Source organism: Pseudomonas sp. SIMBA_041 (assembly GCF_046535095.1).
Taxonomy (GTDB): Bacteria; Pseudomonadota; Gammaproteobacteria; order Pseudomonadales; family Pseudomonadaceae; genus Aquipseudomonas; species Aquipseudomonas mucoides.
Genome location: NZ_JAWRXJ010000014.1, coordinates 163,209 through 178,388, shown reverse-complemented (window position 1 = coordinate 178,388; position 15,180 = coordinate 163,209). Strand labels below are relative to the sequence as shown.

Annotated in this window: 13 protein-coding genes, 1 tRNA gene and 2 pseudogenes; 5 read left to right on the top strand and 11 right to left on the bottom strand. The window is 60.3% G+C overall.

All coding sequences use genetic code 11. The features are described from left to right. Positions 1–2: 2 nt before the first annotated feature. Positions 3–75, bottom strand: a tRNA-Glu gene (locus SB725_RS28085). 378 nt (positions 76–453) lie between these two features. On the opposite strand from SB725_RS28085, the gene SB725_RS28080 reads away from it, so the two are divergent. Next, positions 454–1,224 carry a hypothetical protein gene (locus SB725_RS28080; protein ID WP_027924010.1) on the top strand — a complete coding sequence of 257 codons (771 nt, stop codon included), beginning with the start codon at positions 454–456 and terminating at the stop codon, positions 1,222–1,224. A gap of 150 nt (positions 1,225–1,374) precedes the next feature. Here SB725_RS28080 and SB725_RS28075 read toward each other — a convergent pair whose 3' ends face one another. The 4 genes and pseudogenes from SB725_RS28075 to SB725_RS28060 all read right to left on the bottom strand — a co-directional run bounded on the left by SB725_RS28075 (position 1,375) and on the right by SB725_RS28060 (position 5,773). Further along, positions 1,375–2,079: a methyl-accepting chemotaxis protein gene (locus tag SB725_RS28075; RefSeq protein WP_371258949.1), complete on the bottom strand. Its 705-nt coding sequence runs from the start codon at positions 2,077–2,079 to the stop codon at positions 1,375–1,377. A 204-nt stretch (positions 2,080–2,283) separates the two neighbouring features. Continuing rightward, positions 2,284–2,460: pseudogene (locus tag SB725_RS28070) on the bottom strand (HAMP domain-containing protein); the annotation flags it as partial. Positions 2,461–3,447: 987 nt separating this feature from the next. Continuing rightward, positions 3,448–4,827 carry a PLP-dependent aminotransferase family protein gene (locus tag SB725_RS28065; RefSeq protein ID WP_027924008.1) on the bottom strand — a complete coding sequence of 460 codons (1,380 nt, stop codon included), beginning with the start codon at positions 4,825–4,827 and terminating at the stop codon, positions 3,448–3,450. Positions 4,828–5,011: 184 nt separating this feature from the next. Continuing rightward, positions 5,012–5,773 (bottom strand): SDR family oxidoreductase, encoded by a 762-nt coding sequence (locus tag SB725_RS28060; protein WP_027924007.1) that lies wholly within the window; start codon positions 5,771–5,773, stop codon positions 5,012–5,014. Positions 5,774–6,001: 228 nt separating this feature from the next. Here SB725_RS28060 and SB725_RS28055 point away from each other — a divergent pair, with 228 nt between their 5' ends. Next, entirely contained in the window at positions 6,002–7,006 is a 1,005-nt protein-coding gene (locus tag SB725_RS28055; protein ID WP_027924006.1) for an NADP-dependent oxidoreductase, read from the top strand. Between the two features lie 139 nt (positions 7,007–7,145). Here the strand turns inward: SB725_RS28055 and pyrF are convergent, their stop codons facing one another. Continuing rightward, positions 7,146–7,844, bottom strand: a complete 699-nt coding sequence (gene pyrF / locus SB725_RS28050; RefSeq protein WP_027924005.1) for an orotidine-5'-phosphate decarboxylase — start codon at positions 7,842–7,844, stop codon at positions 7,146–7,148. Between the two features lie 293 nt (positions 7,845–8,137). Between pyrF and SB725_RS28045 the strand changes: the two genes are divergently transcribed. The 3 genes from SB725_RS28045 to xopAW all read left to right on the top strand — a co-directional run bounded on the left by SB725_RS28045 (position 8,138) and on the right by xopAW (position 11,049). Further along, positions 8,138–8,896 carry a response regulator gene (locus tag SB725_RS28045; protein ID WP_027924004.1) on the top strand — a complete coding sequence of 253 codons (759 nt, stop codon included), beginning with the start codon at positions 8,138–8,140 and terminating at the stop codon, positions 8,894–8,896. Then, positions 8,896–9,951: a sensor histidine kinase gene (locus SB725_RS28040; RefSeq protein WP_027924003.1), complete on the top strand. Its 1,056-nt coding sequence runs from the start codon at positions 8,896–8,898 to the stop codon at positions 9,949–9,951. Before SB725_RS28045 ends, SB725_RS28040 begins: the two co-directional genes overlap by 1 nt. Positions 9,952–10,197: 246 nt before the next feature. Further along, the gene (gene xopAW / locus SB725_RS28035; RefSeq protein WP_027924002.1) at positions 10,198–11,049 is read left to right on the top strand and encodes a XopAW family type III secretion system calcium-binding effector; all 852 of its coding nucleotides are present in this window, start codon (positions 10,198–10,200) and stop codon (positions 11,047–11,049) included. A gap of 136 nt (positions 11,050–11,185) precedes the next feature. On the opposite strand, the gene SB725_RS28030 is transcribed toward xopAW, so the two are convergent. From SB725_RS28030 to SB725_RS28010, 5 genes and pseudogenes are all read right to left on the bottom strand, one after another. Beyond that, a complete protein-coding gene (locus tag SB725_RS28030) occupies positions 11,186–12,241 on the bottom strand; it encodes an AI-2E family transporter (protein WP_027924001.1) in 1,056 nt (351 codons plus the stop codon). Between the two features lie 67 nt (positions 12,242–12,308). Beyond that, the gene (locus tag SB725_RS28025; protein ID WP_410922905.1) at positions 12,309–13,115 is read right to left on the bottom strand and encodes a DUF4892 domain-containing protein; all 807 of its coding nucleotides are present in this window, start codon (positions 13,113–13,115) and stop codon (positions 12,309–12,311) included. Between the two features lie 44 nt (positions 13,116–13,159). After that, a pseudogene (locus SB725_RS28020) lies at positions 13,160–13,261 on the bottom strand (glutathione S-transferase); the annotation flags it as partial. Positions 13,262–13,311: 50 nt separating this feature from the next. After that, positions 13,312–14,166, bottom strand: coding sequence for an alpha/beta hydrolase (locus SB725_RS28015; protein ID WP_027923999.1), 855 nt, complete (start codon positions 14,164–14,166; stop codon positions 13,312–13,314). Next, complete coding sequence (locus SB725_RS28010; protein WP_027923998.1) at positions 14,163–14,969, bottom strand: alpha/beta fold hydrolase; 807 nt, start codon at positions 14,967–14,969, stop codon at positions 14,163–14,165. The genes SB725_RS28015 and SB725_RS28010 overlap by 4 nt, the downstream gene beginning before the upstream one ends. Positions 14,970–15,180 lie beyond the last annotated feature (211 nt).

The window sequence follows — 15,180 nt, the reverse complement described above, 5'->3', positions numbered from 1 at the left end:
GGCGTCCCCTAGGGGACTCGAACCCCTGTTACCGCCGTGAAAGGGCGGTGTCCTAGGCCACTAGACGAAGGGGACACACGTACAACATTCACTCCCTACCGCGTTTCGCTGTGTGCTTTACGCTGTAAGTGGCGCGCATTCTATGGATGGATTGAGGGGTCGTCAACCCCCAGATATAAATTTATTTAAATCAATGACTTCGCCCTGCTTTCAGACGCGTTTCGGGCTTTTCCACAGACTGGCGCCCAACGCCTATATTCCGGCCTCCTTCAAGACGCTATAGTCCACGCCATCAAGATGATGGCAATCTGGAACATCTTCGCCACCATTTATATAAGCAGAGCAACGGCCGATACATTTATGGCCATAGCTGATTCAAGTCGTCGAGCGGCCTATGCGCCCCAATGGCAAGCCACTACACTCGAACGCAAACCCTATAAAGAGGTCTTACCGGTGACACCACTCATGATCACCCTGCTAGTTGTAGCCGGGATCGCACTATTGATCGCCATTGGCTACATGAACCATGTGGTGGAAAACAACAAGCTGGAAAAGGCCCGTACCAAGGTTGAGCTCAACGACCGCCTGCGTCGCTGCGGCGAGATCACCGAGACCTTTCCCGGCCAGTTGATGACACCGGCGCTCAAGCTGCTGTTGACCCGCCTGGAGCTCAACGTCTGCCAGCGCCTGCTCAACCTGGAAAAGACCAGTGCCAACCTCAGGGCGCGGATCACCGAACTGGAGGCCCTTGCCGCCCAGGGCGAGTCGATCCCAGTCAACAATCCGCCAGCACCGATCCAGACCGAAGCCAAGGCCAAGGACGTACGCTTCCTGCTGGAAGCCCTGCATGGCCAGATCACCCGTGCCGCACAGGACGGTTTCCTGCCGACCAACGAAGCCAAGCGCTGGATCCGCGAAGTCCGCCATATCCTGGTACTGCTGCACATCGAGTTCTTCAACAATCTTGGCCAGCATTGCTTGCAACAGAACCAGCCAGGTCAGGCGCGCCTGGCGTTCGAACGTGGCGTGCAGTACCTGCGTAAACAGCAAGAGCCGCAGGTCTATGCCGAGCAATTGGAATACCTGGAGAAACTCCTGGCTCGCGCCAACGCCATGGTGATGGACAACATCGCTGCCGTTGAGGGTGAGGCAAACCAGTTGAACGTAGGCCTCAAACAAGTCGACGCCGATGCCGACTGGAAAAAGAAAGTGATCTACGACTGATTTGCGAGAATAGAAAAGCCACCTGCGAAGGTGGCTTTTTTTTGGGTTGGGTTGGGTGGGGAGTGCAGTCGGGAGAGATGGGTTGGCTGTCGGGCCGTCATCGCGAGCAGGCTCGCTCCCACAAGGCTCCCACAGTGATCACAGGGCTCTTCAGAGCCGGAAGTGCCCCACCATCCCTTTCAGTTCAAGCCCGAGCTGAGCCAGCTCAATGCTGGACGCCGCGTTGCCCTGCATCGCCAGTGACGACTGATCCGCGCTCGCGCGAATGCTCGTGACGCTGCGATTGATTTCCTCGGCCACCGAACTCTGCTCCTCGGCTGCCGCGGCAATCTGCTGGTTCATCTGCTGAATCAACGACACCGCTGCCGCAATACTCCCCAGCGCACTCTCGGTCTGCAACGCATCGCTGACGGCGAGTTTCACCAGTTCGCCGCTGTTCTGAATCTGCTGCACCGACGATTGAGCGGCCGAGCGCAAGGCACTGACCAGTCGCTCGATCTCCTCGGTCGATTGCTGGGTACGCTTGGCGAGCGCCCGGACCTCGTCGGCCACCACGGCAAACCCCCTGCCCTGCTCGCCTGCCCGCGCGGCTTCGATCGCCGCGTTGAGCGCCAACAGGTTGGTCTGTTCGGCAACACTTTTGATCACGCTGAGCACTGTGCCAATGTTCTGGATCTCTGCGCTCAGGCTTTCGATGCTGGAACTGGCCGACGTCGCCGAATCCGCCAGTTGCTCGATGCGTGCCATGCTCTGGCGCACCACTTGCTGACCGCTTTCGACTTTGCCATCCGCGGTCTGTGCGGCCTGGGCCGCCTCTTCGGCATTGCGCGCCACGTCGTGCACCGTCGCGGTCATCTGGTTCATCGCCGTGGCGACCTGCTCGGTTTCTTCTTTCTGACTGCTGACTTCCAGGTTGGTCTGCTCGGTCACCGCCGACAGTGAATGCGCCGAACTGGCCAATTGCTCGATACCGGCCTGCAAGCCACTGACGATGCTGCTGAGCCCGGCGCCCATCTGCTGCATCGCCTGCATCAATTGGCCGATCTCGTCACGGCGCGTCACTTCAACCGTCGCACTCAAATCACCCGCGGCAATTTGCTGGGCAACCAGGATCACACTGCGCAGCGGTGCCACGATCAACCGGGTAATCACCCACGCCGCCACCAGCCCGACCAGCAACGCCAAGGCTGAGGAGCCTATGATCAGCAACGAGTTCTTTTTCAGCTCGGCCTGCATCGACTGGTCTTCGGCGACATAGGCTTGATCCACCCGCTCCACCACTTGCGCGGCGCGCTGATGCAACTGTTCGTAGACGGTTTTCTCCTGGGCCAACAGGCCGGTATATTCCGTCAGTTTTTCGCTGAAACTGCCGATGTGACCGCTCACTTCATTGAGGACCGTCTGATAGCCCTCATCCTTGACCGTGGTTTTCAGCTGTTCGGCCTGGGTCAACGCCTGTTCCGCCTGCTCGATCTTGCCCTGGCCTGCGCTGTCGTCACCCTTGCGGCTCTGGTCCAGACGCACGCGCGCCTCGTTCATGGCCTGCAACATCAACCGCGAGACCTGGCTGACCTGACTGGCCTGCTCAAGGAATTGCCCACCCTCCTTACCTTCGGATTGCTTCAAGGTGTAGGCGCCATCATCGGCCAGGCCGGCTTGCAACACATCAAGGTTGTTGGCCACGCTGGACACCGACCAACTGGCCATTTCCAGCGCCAGGTCCTTGGCCTGACTCAGCGAGACAAACTCATCGAACGCCTTGCGATAAGCACCCAGCGACTGCTCGACATCATTCATCACCGGCACGTTAGCCGCGGACGCAGCCTTGAGCTGGGTCGCCAGAGCGATCAGGCCATCAACGCCTTCGTGCAGGGCATCGGCGGTTTTCGGGTTGCCGTGCAAGGCGTACTCCTGCTCAAGCAGACGCACCTTGAGCAAGCCGCTATTGAGCGACGACATCTGCTTGAGCCCATCGAAGCGATGACTGATGGTTTGCAGGGACCACACGCCGATGGCTGCCACCAGCGCGGTCAGCAGCAGCACCAGGACAAACCCGACACCCATTTTTTTTGCCATACCGAGGTTGGCAAAACGTCCTTGCACGGCCGAAATCATTGCACTTAGTCCCCTGACATAGTCTGTTGACGCAGATTCGCAACGGGCCTGTGCCAGCACAAGTCTCTGGCGTCGGAATAATGGCAAAAAGCTACGCCCGCGTCGTTTTCAGAACGCTTGAGGTCGATTCAGAGTGGTGGCCTGAAAAAATGCCCGGGCACGAGGATCACAGGCGCAAGCCACGTTGATGCGCTGCCAGTCCGTGGCCTCACCGCCGGGATTGAATGCAGTGGCGGAAGACAACAACACACCGAAGCGTCGGGCTTGCGTGCGCACCTGAGCGTAGTCAGACATTCGTGATCGTGCCCAGATGAACAATCCGCCCACCGGTTTGCCGAAAACCTCCCAATCGGCATCTTCGAGTATCTGCAAGGCAGCCTCTCTGTCGGTGTTCAATCGCTGGCGCTGACGCTGGACCAATTTGCGATACGCGCCGCTGGCCAAGAGGCAAGCCAGCACCGATTCGCAGAATCTTGAAGCGCCCATGCTGCTGGTCATCTTGACCTCGGCCAGTCGCGAAACAACCGCGACACTGGCGACGACAAAGCCGACGCGCAATGAACTGCTGAGGGTTTTAGAGTAGCTACCGACGTAGATGACGTTGTCGTCGATACCCAGCGCCGCGAGGCGAGTGCCGGGGCCGCGGTGCAAATCGGCAAAGACGTCGTCTTCGATGACCAGTACACCGTGGTCTCGGGTCAGTTGCAGCACCTGCTGCGCCACGGCGGGTGCCAGGCTGCTGCCGGTCGGGTTGTGGTAGAAGCTATTGATAAACAGCGCACGGGGCCGGTACTTCAGCAACAACGCTTCAAGCGCCTGCGTATCAGGCCCGCGGGGGGTACGCGGCACCTCGATCATCGTCACGCCGTTCAGCCTGAGCAGATCGAACAACAGCGAATACCCCGGGCTTTCCACCACCACGCAATCCCCGGGTTTAAGCAACGTACGCACGATCAGATCCAGCCCGTGAGTCGCCCCGGTGGTGGTCAGTATCCGTCGTTCATCCACTTCGATGTCGAGTGGCTGGAGACGCTTGAGGATCTGCGATCGCAAGGCTGGCAACCCCAGTGGCGTGCTGTAGCTGAACAAAGCAGCCATGTCGGTGCGGCTAACCTGGCGAATCGCGTAGCTCAAATCGTCGGTTTCACGCCAGCTTTCGGGCAGGCTGCCACAGCCCAGTTGAAGTTTGCCCGTCACGCACTCCTGCGTTACGTCCGCCCCTTCTGACCAGGGACAACCCGGTCCCTGCGCAGGATGGGCAACTATGAAACCGGAGCCCTGACGCGGCGCCAGCATGCCTTGTGCGACCAGGCGCTCACAGGCTTCGACGACGCTGGATTGACTGAGCAGATTGACCCGTGCAATTTGCCGCGCTGAAGGCAAACGTGTCCCCGGCAGCACTCCGTCCCGACGGAGCCAGTCGGCCAACCCGTCGACGATTTGCTGCACGACTGGCACCAATGCCTGTCGATCGATTCTCAATTCCATGAGCAAGCAAACTCCTGTCCGTTTTGCGGGAAACAGTTAATCACAGGAGCGCTGGAGGAGAGGTGCGACAACGCCGCCAAAACCCTCGGTTCTAACCCTTTGAAACACATTGATCAGCCACGTCACGGAACTGTAAAAAAGCCCGCAAACGTGCGGGCTTTTTCCTACATTGCAGCGCCTGATTTCAAAACGCGGTAACGCCACCATCCACCGCCAGCGAATGACCGGTGGTGAACGCCGCACCGTCGCTGCACAAGTACAACACCGCGCTGGCGATCTCCTCTACCTTGCCGATGCGACCCACCGGGTGCATGGCGTTGGCAAACTCGCCCTTCTTCGGGTCTGCTTCATAGGCACGGCGGAACATGTCAGTGTCGATCACCGCCGGGCAGACCGCATTCACGCGAATCTTTTTCTTCGCATATTCGATGGCCGCCGACTTGGTCAGGCCGATGACCGCATGTTTGGACGCCGCGTAAATGCTCATCTTCGGCGCAGCCCCAAGGCCCGCCACCGAAGCGGTGTTGACGATCGCACCGCCACCCTGGGCCAACAACAAAGGCAACTGATACTTCATGCACAGCCAGACGCCCTTGACGTTGACGCCCATGATCGCGTCGAACTCATCCAGTGTGCCGTCGGCGAGTTTGCCTTTCTCGATCTCGATGCCGGCGTTGTTGAAGGCATAGTCGAGACGGCCGTAGGTGTTGACCACTTCGTCCATCAGATTTTTTACATCGCTTTCCAGCGTGACGTTGCAACGCACGAAGGTCGCTTCGCCGCCGGCCGTACGAATCAGCGCCACGGTGCCTTCGCCGCCGGCGGTGTCCATGTCGGCCACCACCACTTTCAACCCTTCGGCCGCGAATGCCTGGGCCGTCGCACGGCCAATACCGTTGGCAGCGCCGGTCACCACGGCGACCAGGCCGGAAAACGTCATGCTCATTGTTATGTCCTCGAGTGCGGGGGATTTCGAATTTTCAGTCTAGCCACGAAGGGTCATGCCACGGCAGCACTATCAGGTGGCCGGTTGGGCGCCCATGCGTGGCAGTGATAGAACGACGGTGCCAACTATCACTGCACTGGATCGATGTGCATTCGCCGTATCAGCCAAACTTGCGGCATTGGGCCTGAAGGGCTATCAACAAGGCTTCATTCATCTTGAGTGCCTGTCATGACTACCCAGACCAATCGCCAGTTCCTGCTCGCCAAACGTCCAGTGGGTCCAGCAACCCGCGAGACTTTTACCTATCAGGAAGTACCGGTCGGTGAGCCGGCGGCAGGTCAGATTCTGGTGAAAAACGAATACCTGTCCCTGGACCCGGCCATGCGCGGCTGGATGAACGAGGGCAAGTCCTACATTCCACCGGTCGGTCTGGGTGAAGTGATGCGTGCCCTGGGCGTAGGCAAAGTCGTTGCGTCGAACAACCCGGGGTTTGCGGTCGGGGACTACGTCAACGGCGCGCTTGGCGTGCAGGATTACTTCCTCGGCGAACCGCGCGGTTTCTACAAGGTTGATCCAAAACTGGCGCCGTTGCCACGCTACTTGTCCGCCCTGGGCATGACCGGGATGACGGCCTACTTCGCCCTGCTCGATGTCGGCGCGCCGAAGGCCGGTGACACGGTGGTGTTGTCGGGCGCAGCCGGCGCGGTGGGCAGCATCGCCGGGCAGATCGCCAAGATCAAAGGCTGCCGCGTGGTCGGGATTGCGGGCGGCGCGGACAAGTGTCAGTTCCTGATCGACGAATTGGGTTTTGACGGTGCCATCGACTACAAGAACGAGGACGTCGTCGCCGGTCTTAAACGCGAATGCCCGAAAGGGGTGGACGTGTATTTCGATAACGTCGGCGGCGACATTCTCGACGCCGTGCTGAGCCGACTGAACATGAAGGCACGCGTGGTGATTTGCGGCGCGATCAGCCAGTACAACAACAAGGAAGCGGTCAAGGGCCCGGCCAACTACCTGGCGCTGTTGGTCAACCGCGCGCGCATGGAAGGTTTTGTCGTGATGGACTACGCCGCCCAGTTCGCCGCCGCCGGGCAGGAAATGGCCGGCTGGATGGCCAAGGGGCAACTCAAGAGCAAGGAAGACATTGTTGACGGACTGGAGACATTCCCGGAGACACTGATGAAATTGTTCAGCGGCGAGAATTTCGGGAAGTTGGTATTGAAGGTTTAACCCACTCTTACCAGACACCACAAAACTACTGTAGGAGTGAGCCTGCTCGCGATAGCGGTGTATCAGTCAATGATGATGTCGACTGATAGACCGCAATCGCGAGCAGGCTCACTCCTACATTTTGATCTTCGGTGTTGGGTCAGGCGAGTTCGGCGACTACGGCGGCAAGCGCTTTTGCTGGATCAGCTGCCTGGCTGATCGGACGGCCAATCACCAGATAATCGGAACCGGCGTCCAGGGCCTGGCGTGGGGTCAGGATGCGGCGTTGATCGTCTTGCGCACTGCCCGCCGGACGAATGCCCGGGGTCACCAGTTGCAACGACGGGTGAGCCGACTTCAAGGCCTGGGCTTCCAGTGCCGAGCACACCAGACCGTCCATCCCGGCTTTTTCCGCCAGCGCGGCCAGGCGCAACACTTGCTCCTGTGGCTCGATGTCCAGACCGATACCGGCCAGGTCTTCACGTTCCATGCTGGTCAGCACGGTCACGCCGATCAGCAGCGGCTTGGGCCCGGTACGCTGGTCCAGCACTTCACGGCAGGCCGCCATCATGCGCAGGCCGCCGGAGCAGTGAACATTGACCATCCACACGCCCATTTCCGCCGCAGCTTTGACGGCCATGGCGGTGGTGTTCGGGATGTCGTGGAATTTCAGGTCCAGGAACACTTCAAAACCCTTGTCACGCAGGGTGCCGACGATTTCCGACGCGCAGCTGGTGAACAGTTCCTTGCCGACTTTTACCCGGCACAGCTTCGGGTCCAACTGGTCGGCCAGCTTCAGTGCGGCGTCACGGGTGGGGAAATCCAGGGCGACGATGATAGGAGTCTGGCAGACGGACATGTGAGGGCTCTCAGGCAGGACGAAATCGGCGCGCATTGTAGCGGAACCAGCGGCGCTGCGGGACCCGATGATCGGTAATTCGTCATCGGCGCTCAGGCAAGACTAGTCCTTTGGCCAATTGTGTCGAGGCCGATACACTCATGACACGCTCACAACATCCTTCATCGCTACCGTCGGCAGCCGCAACACGTCCTTACAGCACTTCCCGCCTCCGGGCCGGACGCCTATGCTGAAGCCACAACCTCGCAGCCCATCTTTGTGGTTGGCAGCCTCTCTGGCAGATGAACGCACGCATGCACAACACCCAAGCCCCTTTGAACGACGATCAAAAAGCGCCCGGCGATGACAAACGCTGGAGCATTCGCGCCCTGATCGTCGACGATGACGTCCCGATTCGCGAACTGATGATCGACTACCTCGCCCGGTTCAACATCCACGCCAGCGGGGTCACCGACGGCGCGGCGATGCGTCTGGCGCTGCAAGCCGAACATTTCGACGTGGTGGTGCTGGACCTGATGCTGCCGGGCGAAGACGGTTTGTCGTTGTGTCGCTGGCTGCGTGCCGAGTCGGACATTCCGATCCTGATGCTCACGGCCCGCTGCGAACCGACCGACCGGATCATCGGCCTGGAACTGGGCGCCGATGACTACATGGCCAAACCGTTCGAACCCCGTGAACTGGTGGCGAGGATTCAGACCATTCTGCGACGGGTGCGCGATGATCGCACCGAACAACGGGCGAACATTCGCTTCGACAATTGGCGCCTGAACAGCGTGTTGCGCCAGTTGATTGCCGCCGACGGCCTGGTGGTGCCCCTGTCCAACGCCGAGTTCCGCCTGCTCTGGGTGTTTATCGAACGTCCGCGCCGGGTGCTCAGCCGCGAGCAATTGCTGGACGCCGCTCGTGGCCGCTCGATCGAGGCCTTTGATCGCAGCATCGACCTGCTGGTCTCGCGCCTGCGCCAGAAACTCGGTGATGACCCCAAAGCCCCGCAGTTGATCAAGACCGTTCGCGGTGAGGGTTATCTGTTCGACGCCAGAGACATCGGCTGATGCGTGCGCGCTTCGATACGCTGTTCGGCCGCCTGTTCGGCGTGCTGTTGCTGGCGATTTTCCTTGCGCACCTGTTGGCCTTTGCCTGGTTTCACCATTACGGCCCGCCCCCTCCTCCACCGCCACGGCCGGAGTTTTCCCAAGGCCTCGACGGGCAGCGCCCACCGATGGACCCACGCTTTGAAAACCGCCCGCCTCGACCATGGTTCGGCGGGCCGTTGGTGCCGCTGACCTTTCAATTGATCTCGCTGGTCATTGCGGCCTGGTACGGCGCCAAACTGCTGAGCCGACCGATCCAGCGCCTGAGCGATGCCGCCGAGCGCTTGAGCGAAAACCTCGACAGCACGCCGCTGGATGAGTCGGGGCCACGGGAAGCGCGGCAAGCGGCCTACACCTTCAACTTGATGCAGAAACGCATCATCGAACAGGTGCAGCAGCGCTCGCGGATGCTTGGCGCGGTGTCCCATGACCTGCGCACGCCGCTGTCGCGACTCAAATTGCGCCTGGAGCAGATCGACGACGAGAAGCTGCAAGGTCAGATGCGTCAGGACCTGGACGACATGATCAGCATGCTCGACGCCACCCTGACGTATCTGCATGAACAGCGCACCAGCGAGGCCCGGCAATGGATGGACGTGCAAGCGTTGGTGGAATCGTTGTGTGAAAACGCCCAGGACCAGGGCGCCGATGTGCAGGCCAGCGGTCACTGCGCCCCGCTGCAAGTCCAGCCGATGGCGTTGCGTTCGTGTATCAATAATCTGCTGGATAACGCGCTGCGCTACGCGGGACAAGCGTTGATCACCCTCGAAGACAGTCGCGAAACCCTGGTAATTCGGGTGATTGACCATGGGCCGGGTATTGCGGCAGATAAACGTGAGGCGGTGTTTGAGCCGTTCTTTCGCCTGGAAGGCTCACGCAACCGCAACTCCGGCGGTGTCGGCCTGGGCATGACCATCGCCCGCGAGGCTTCGGAACGTCTGGGCGGGCAATTGAGCCTGGAAGAAACACCAGGCGGTGGTTTGACTGCCGTCATTGATCTACCTAGATCCCTGTAGCAGCCGGCGAAGCCTGCGTTCGGCTGCGCAGCAGTCGTAAACCGACTGACTCTATCTTGCTGAAACACCGCGGTGAAGGGTCTAGCGACTGCTTCGCAGTCGAACGCAGGCTTCGCCAGCTGCGACAAGTACCTGACGTGATCTGTGTACTGACCGGTACAAACCTCACATACCCACGACACCTTGCCCCTTGAGGCTGCAGAAGCCGGTGTCCCCACCGGTTTTCCATTCCAGGGAGTGAGCACAATGATCGGTAGCGTCAGCAACTACACGAGCTATACCAGCACCAGCAGCACCACAAACAATACCGCCCGCAGCCAGCCGTTCCAGAAAGAACTGCTGGCCAAGCTCGATACCAACAGCGACGGCGCGGTGGATCAGGACGAGCTGAAAAGTGCCTTGTCGCAAAAATCCGACGACGGCCTGGTGGTCAACCTGAGCAAAAATTTCGCCGACCTCGACAGCGATAACAGCGGCAACCTGAGCAGTGAAGAAATGGCCGCGATGGCCCCGCCTCCGCCACCGCAACACGATCAACCACCGAGCACTGAACTCGCCGATGCAATGATCAGCGCCCTGGACACCGACGGTGACGGCGCCATCAGCAGCGACGAGCTGAGCACCGGCCTGACCAGCGCTGGCAGCAGTGCCGACAGCAAGGAAATCTTCTCGGCCCTGGACAAGAACCAGGACGGTACCGTCAGCAAGGACGAACTCGCCGCCAGCCTCGCCCCTGCGCCCCCACCGCCACAGCAGGTGTCCAGCGAGGAACTGTTCGGCCAGCTCGATACCGACAGTGATGGCAGCGTGACCGCCACCGAACTGAGCAGCGCGCTGCAGGCGAGCAACCGCCCGTCATCGACCAGCACCGACACCAGCGCCGCACTGCTCAAGGCACTGGACAGTGACAGCAGCGGCGGTGTCAGCAGCGATGAATTGAAAGCAGCCTTGCAAGCAGGCCGTGAGAAAACCAGTGACAGCTCGACCGATCAGTTCAACGTCAACGATGCGCTGCACAAGATGGTCGCCAATCTGAGCAAACAGTATTCGCTCGATAACGTGGCGACGGTGGGCAAGTACCTGAACGTCGCGACCTGAGCCAAGCGTCAAGCCCGGTAGACCGCAGCGACCCTATCGCGAGCAGGCCCACGCCTACAGGGGATTTGTGAACGACACAGATCCAGTGTAGGCGTGAGCCTGCTCGCGATGGGGCCATAAGCCTGAATACAAAAATCTAAGGGCGGCGATCTTCTACCCGAGCCTGACTCTTGCTCCAGTCAGTCAGCAAGCTGTATGCCACCGCCAACAACGTCGGCCCGATAAACAGCCCGATAAAACCAAACGCAATCAACCCGCCGAACACCCCCAGCAGCACAATCACCAACGGCAGATTCCCGCCCCGGCTGATCAGGTACGGCTTGAGCACGTTGTCGACGCCACTGATGATGAACATGCCCCAGATTCCCAGGAACACCGCCATCCCGTACTCACCTTTCCACGCCAGCCACGCCGTGGCCGGAATCCACACCAGCGGTGGCCCCATCGGAATCAGACTGAGCAGGAAGGTCACGATGCCCAGTACCAAGGCTCCCGGCACCCCGGCGATCAGGAACCCGATCAGTGCCAGCACGGCCTGCGCCGCTGCCGTACCGATCACGCCGTTCACCACCCGCTGCACCGTGCCCGCCACCAGATCAATGTAATACCCGGCACGCTCGCCGATCAGGCGCTCCAGCAACCCATGAACAAAGATCGCCAGACGCGGGCCGTCGCGGTAGAAAAAGAACACAAACACGATGCTCAGTGTCAGCTCGAGAATCCCGCCGCCGATCTGCGCACTGCGCGCCAGCAGCCAGTTACCGACCTGCCCCAGATAAGGCTTGAGCGCGACCATCATCGCCGCGCCCTGTTCATCGATGCTGTTCCAGACCACCACCAGCCGTGCGCCCACAAAGGGAACACTGCCTAACCAGTCAGGCGCCTGAGGCAGGCCTTCGACTTGTACATCCTTGATAAACACCGTGGCGTCACGCACATGGTCGGCCAGGTTGAACCCCAGCCATACCAGCGGCACGGCCACCAGTAACATCCAGCCGAGGGTCAGCAGCGCTGCCGCCAAGGATTCGCGACCATTGAGCCAGCGGGTCAACAAACGCATCAGCGGCCAACTGGCAAACGCCAGCACCGCGCCCCAGAACAGCGCCGACCAGAACGGCGCCATCACCCAGAAGCTCGCACCAAACAGCACCAGGAGCAGAATCTGCACCAACAGCCGATCATTATTGGGCATGTAAAGTCTCGAAAAAATCAGTCAACAAAGGGTAGACGAATGCGCCGTGCGCATTCGCCTGTGCAGCTTATCGCAACAGCTCGATGTGCAGGCCAGAGCCTTCGACGGTGCCGCCTTCCAGTCGCGCCGCACGCACGCCCTGAGCAATCAATGCCTGACGCCAGGCCTCAGCCTTGGCACCGGAAACACTGACTCGCAAGGTGGTGTCCAGGTTCAGTCCGCGTGAAATCAGACGCAGCCACGTGTCGTCGGGATCAGCGTTCAGTTTCGGGAAATCGAGTTCACCGGTGCTTTTAAGCTGACGCAGCAGAGTGGCCGACGTCGGCAACAAGTCGCCCCACGGCGCCGCCGCATCGAATTGCTCGACATGCAGGTAGGCTTTGCGGTTGCCGCGAGTGATGCTGTAAAGCGCCACCAGCGAATTGTCCTGTGGCGCCGCCAATCTCAGCAGCAAATACGCCTGTTGATCGTCGGCACCGTAGAGCTTGGCATTGCCGAAGACTTCGTTGGCCCACAGGCTGCTTTCGCCGCAATCGCGGGCCTGGCACCAGAACAGCAACTCGGCGCCCTGTTTTTGCAAGGCTTCCCGCGCGGCGGTAAAGGCTTCGGTGGAGGAATGCTCCGGCGGCAACTCATAGGTGACCGAGGTGGTTTGCCCGCGTGCCGTGACCTGACCGTCAAAGCGCAACTGGCCACTGATCTTGCGGATCGAACCCAGGGGGTAAATCCGTTCGAGCTCGACGGCCGGACGATAATCAACGATCTGCGCATCTTCCATGCGCGGCAGGATCGGCAAGTCCTGACTGCCGGGGACATCCGCGGCAAACGATAAAGGACTGAAACAGCACAACGCCAGCAGACTGAGTGAACGCATGGACAGGCTCATCGGATCAGCATGGCCTGAGCCCCTTTTAACGTTCGTTCCTTTTTGTCGAAATCCGGCGCATGCAGGCCGGGTTCCTCGATCACGATAGAGACCTTGTGGCCGTTCGGGGTCGCAGCGGTATAGCGATCTATCATGGTTGTCTCCCATTTCAACCCGCCCAGCCTCGACAGTTGCCCGGCGCAAGTCAAGGAACGGCGAAGAACCGATTGAAACAGTCTGCGACAAGGTCGGCGCCGGTTTCGTCATTCAGGTGCAAATGATGACCGCCTGGCAGCTGTTCACGGCTAAAGGGTAGACGTTCCAGCAACTCGGAATGTTTGGCGAGCATGCCGTCGGCCGCGACCACCAGTTTGGCCGGACAACTGACTCGCTGGACAAAAGCCATGGCCTGTTCGGTGGTCAGACGCAGCGGCGATGGCAGCGTCAGGCGGTTGTCGGTGCGCCAGGTGTAACCGCCCGGCACGGGCATCAAGCCGCGCTGGGCCAGCAGCTCGGCGGCTTCGCGACTGACCGCCACCAACCCCTTCATGCGCGCTTCGATGGCGCGATCGAGGGTGTTGTAGACCGGTTTTTGCTTCTCCCGCAAATCCAGCTGCGCTTGCAGGGCCATGCCCATGCGCTCGGCGGCATTTTCGCCTTTGTCTGTAGGAGGAATGAGGCCGTCGATCAACGCCAGGTGTGTGACGCGCTCCGGCATCGACCCGGCAATGATCAACGAGGCGATGGCCCCCATGGAGTGCCCCATCAGTGCAAACCGCTTGAGGCCCAGTTGTTCGGCGACTTGCAACACGTCATGGGCGTAATCCCACATCGCGTAACCGGCGCCAGGCGGGCGATGCCCGGAATGACCGTGACCGGCCATGTCCAGGGCGATGATGCGCAAGCCTTTGAGCTTGGGCGCCAGTCGGGCAAAGCTGTTGGCATTGTCCAGCCAGCCATGCAGCGCAATCACCGGCAAGCCGTCTTCAGGACCGAACAAGTGTGCCGCCAACTCGATGTGCGGCAGGCTCAGACGGACTTCTTCGACGGCATTGCTCATGCGCAATCCTTTTGACGGCGACCGTCCCATCGGCTGAACAGGGTTTTCAGCAGCGTGGCCGTGTCGTGTGGACGTTCGAGAGGAAACATATGACCGCCGGGCAGCGTCAGGGATTCACCCTGCGGCATGCGTCCGACAGCGCTGGCGTGATGACGCATCACCACGCGGCTCTTGTGCCCGCGCACCACCGCCAGCGGCACTTTCAGCTGACGCGTGCGACCGGGACTGGTGTGGGGCACGCCACGGTAGATGCTGATTTCCGTGGCAGGATCGAAGCGCAGGCGCAGTGTGTCACCCACCTTGTGCAAACCGTGTTGCAAGTAGGCGTCAAAGCATTCCGGGTCAAAACTGCGGAACAAGGTTTTGCCTGAGAAGTAGCTACGCGCACTTTCGAGGTCGGCGAATTCTTCTCGGCGCCCCAGGGTACGGCCGGCCGGGGTCAAGCGGTCGATGAAGCCGAAACGCTTGGCGGCGCGAATGACCCATTGATCGGTGCGGGTCAGGACCGGTGAATCGAGCATCACCACGCCGCGATACAACTCCGGGCAACGCAAGGCCGCGTGCAAGTGCAGCACGCCCCCAAAGGAATGGCCGACGCCCCACACCGGTTCCGCTTGCTGCTTGAGGTGATGGATCAGTTCGTCCACCAGGTTGTACCAATTGTCGTCCGCGGGAAAACGCGGGTCATGAGCGTGCTGCTCCAGATGCGTCACCTGATACTCGGGCGCCAGCGCCGCGAACAACTTGCCGTAGGTTCCGGAAGGAAAGCCATTGGCGTGGGCGAAAAATATCTGTTGCGACATACCGGCAAATCCATGAGCGAGAACAGGCGTTGATTGTCCGTAAGACGACGGCTGACAGCAATGACTGTAAGTGACAGGAATGATGACAGTCCGGTCAGGGCAATACCGAAACGCTGATGAAGATCCCTGTAGCAGCTGTCGAGCCTTGGCGAGGCTGCGTTCGCGGTCAACCTGAAACACCGCGTTGGTAGATTTCACGACGGCTTCGCAG

Excerpts from the sequence above, each read along its gene's own strand:
- SB725_RS28010 (WP_027923998.1), bottom strand. The coding sequence starts at position 14,969 with ATGTCGCAACAGATATTTTTCGCCCACGCCAATGGCTTTCCTTCCGGA.
- SB725_RS28040 (WP_027924003.1), top strand. The coding sequence starts at position 8,896 with ATGCGTGCGCGCTTCGATACGCTGTTCGGCCGCCTGTTCGGCGTGCTG.
- SB725_RS28015 (WP_027923999.1), bottom strand. The coding sequence starts at position 14,166 with ATGAGCAATGCCGTCGAAGAAGTCCGTCTGAGCCTGCCGCACATCGAG.
- SB725_RS28060 (WP_027924007.1), bottom strand. The coding sequence starts at position 5,773 with ATGAGCATGACGTTTTCCGGCCTGGTCGCCGTGGTGACCGGCGCTGCC.
- SB725_RS28065 (WP_027924008.1), bottom strand. The coding sequence starts at position 4,827 with ATGGAATTGAGAATCGATCGACAGGCATTGGTGCCAGTCGTGCAGCAA.
- SB725_RS28030 (WP_027924001.1), bottom strand. The coding sequence starts at position 12,241 with ATGCCCAATAATGATCGGCTGTTGGTGCAGATTCTGCTCCTGGTGCTG.
- xopAW (WP_027924002.1), top strand. The coding sequence starts at position 10,198 with ATGATCGGTAGCGTCAGCAACTACACGAGCTATACCAGCACCAGCAGC.
- SB725_RS28045 (WP_027924004.1), top strand. The coding sequence starts at position 8,138 with ATGCACAACACCCAAGCCCCTTTGAACGACGATCAAAAAGCGCCCGGC.
- SB725_RS28025 (WP_410922905.1), bottom strand. The coding sequence starts at position 13,115 with ATGCGTTCACTCAGTCTGCTGGCGTTGTGCTGTTTCAGTCCTTTATCG.
- pyrF (WP_027924005.1), bottom strand. The coding sequence starts at position 7,844 with ATGTCCGTCTGCCAGACTCCTATCATCGTCGCCCTGGATTTCCCCACC.
- SB725_RS28055 (WP_027924006.1), top strand. The coding sequence starts at position 6,002 with ATGACTACCCAGACCAATCGCCAGTTCCTGCTCGCCAAACGTCCAGTG.
- SB725_RS28075 (WP_371258949.1), bottom strand. The coding sequence starts at position 2,079 with ATGACCGCGACGGTGCACGACGTGGCGCGCAATGCCGAAGAGGCGGCC.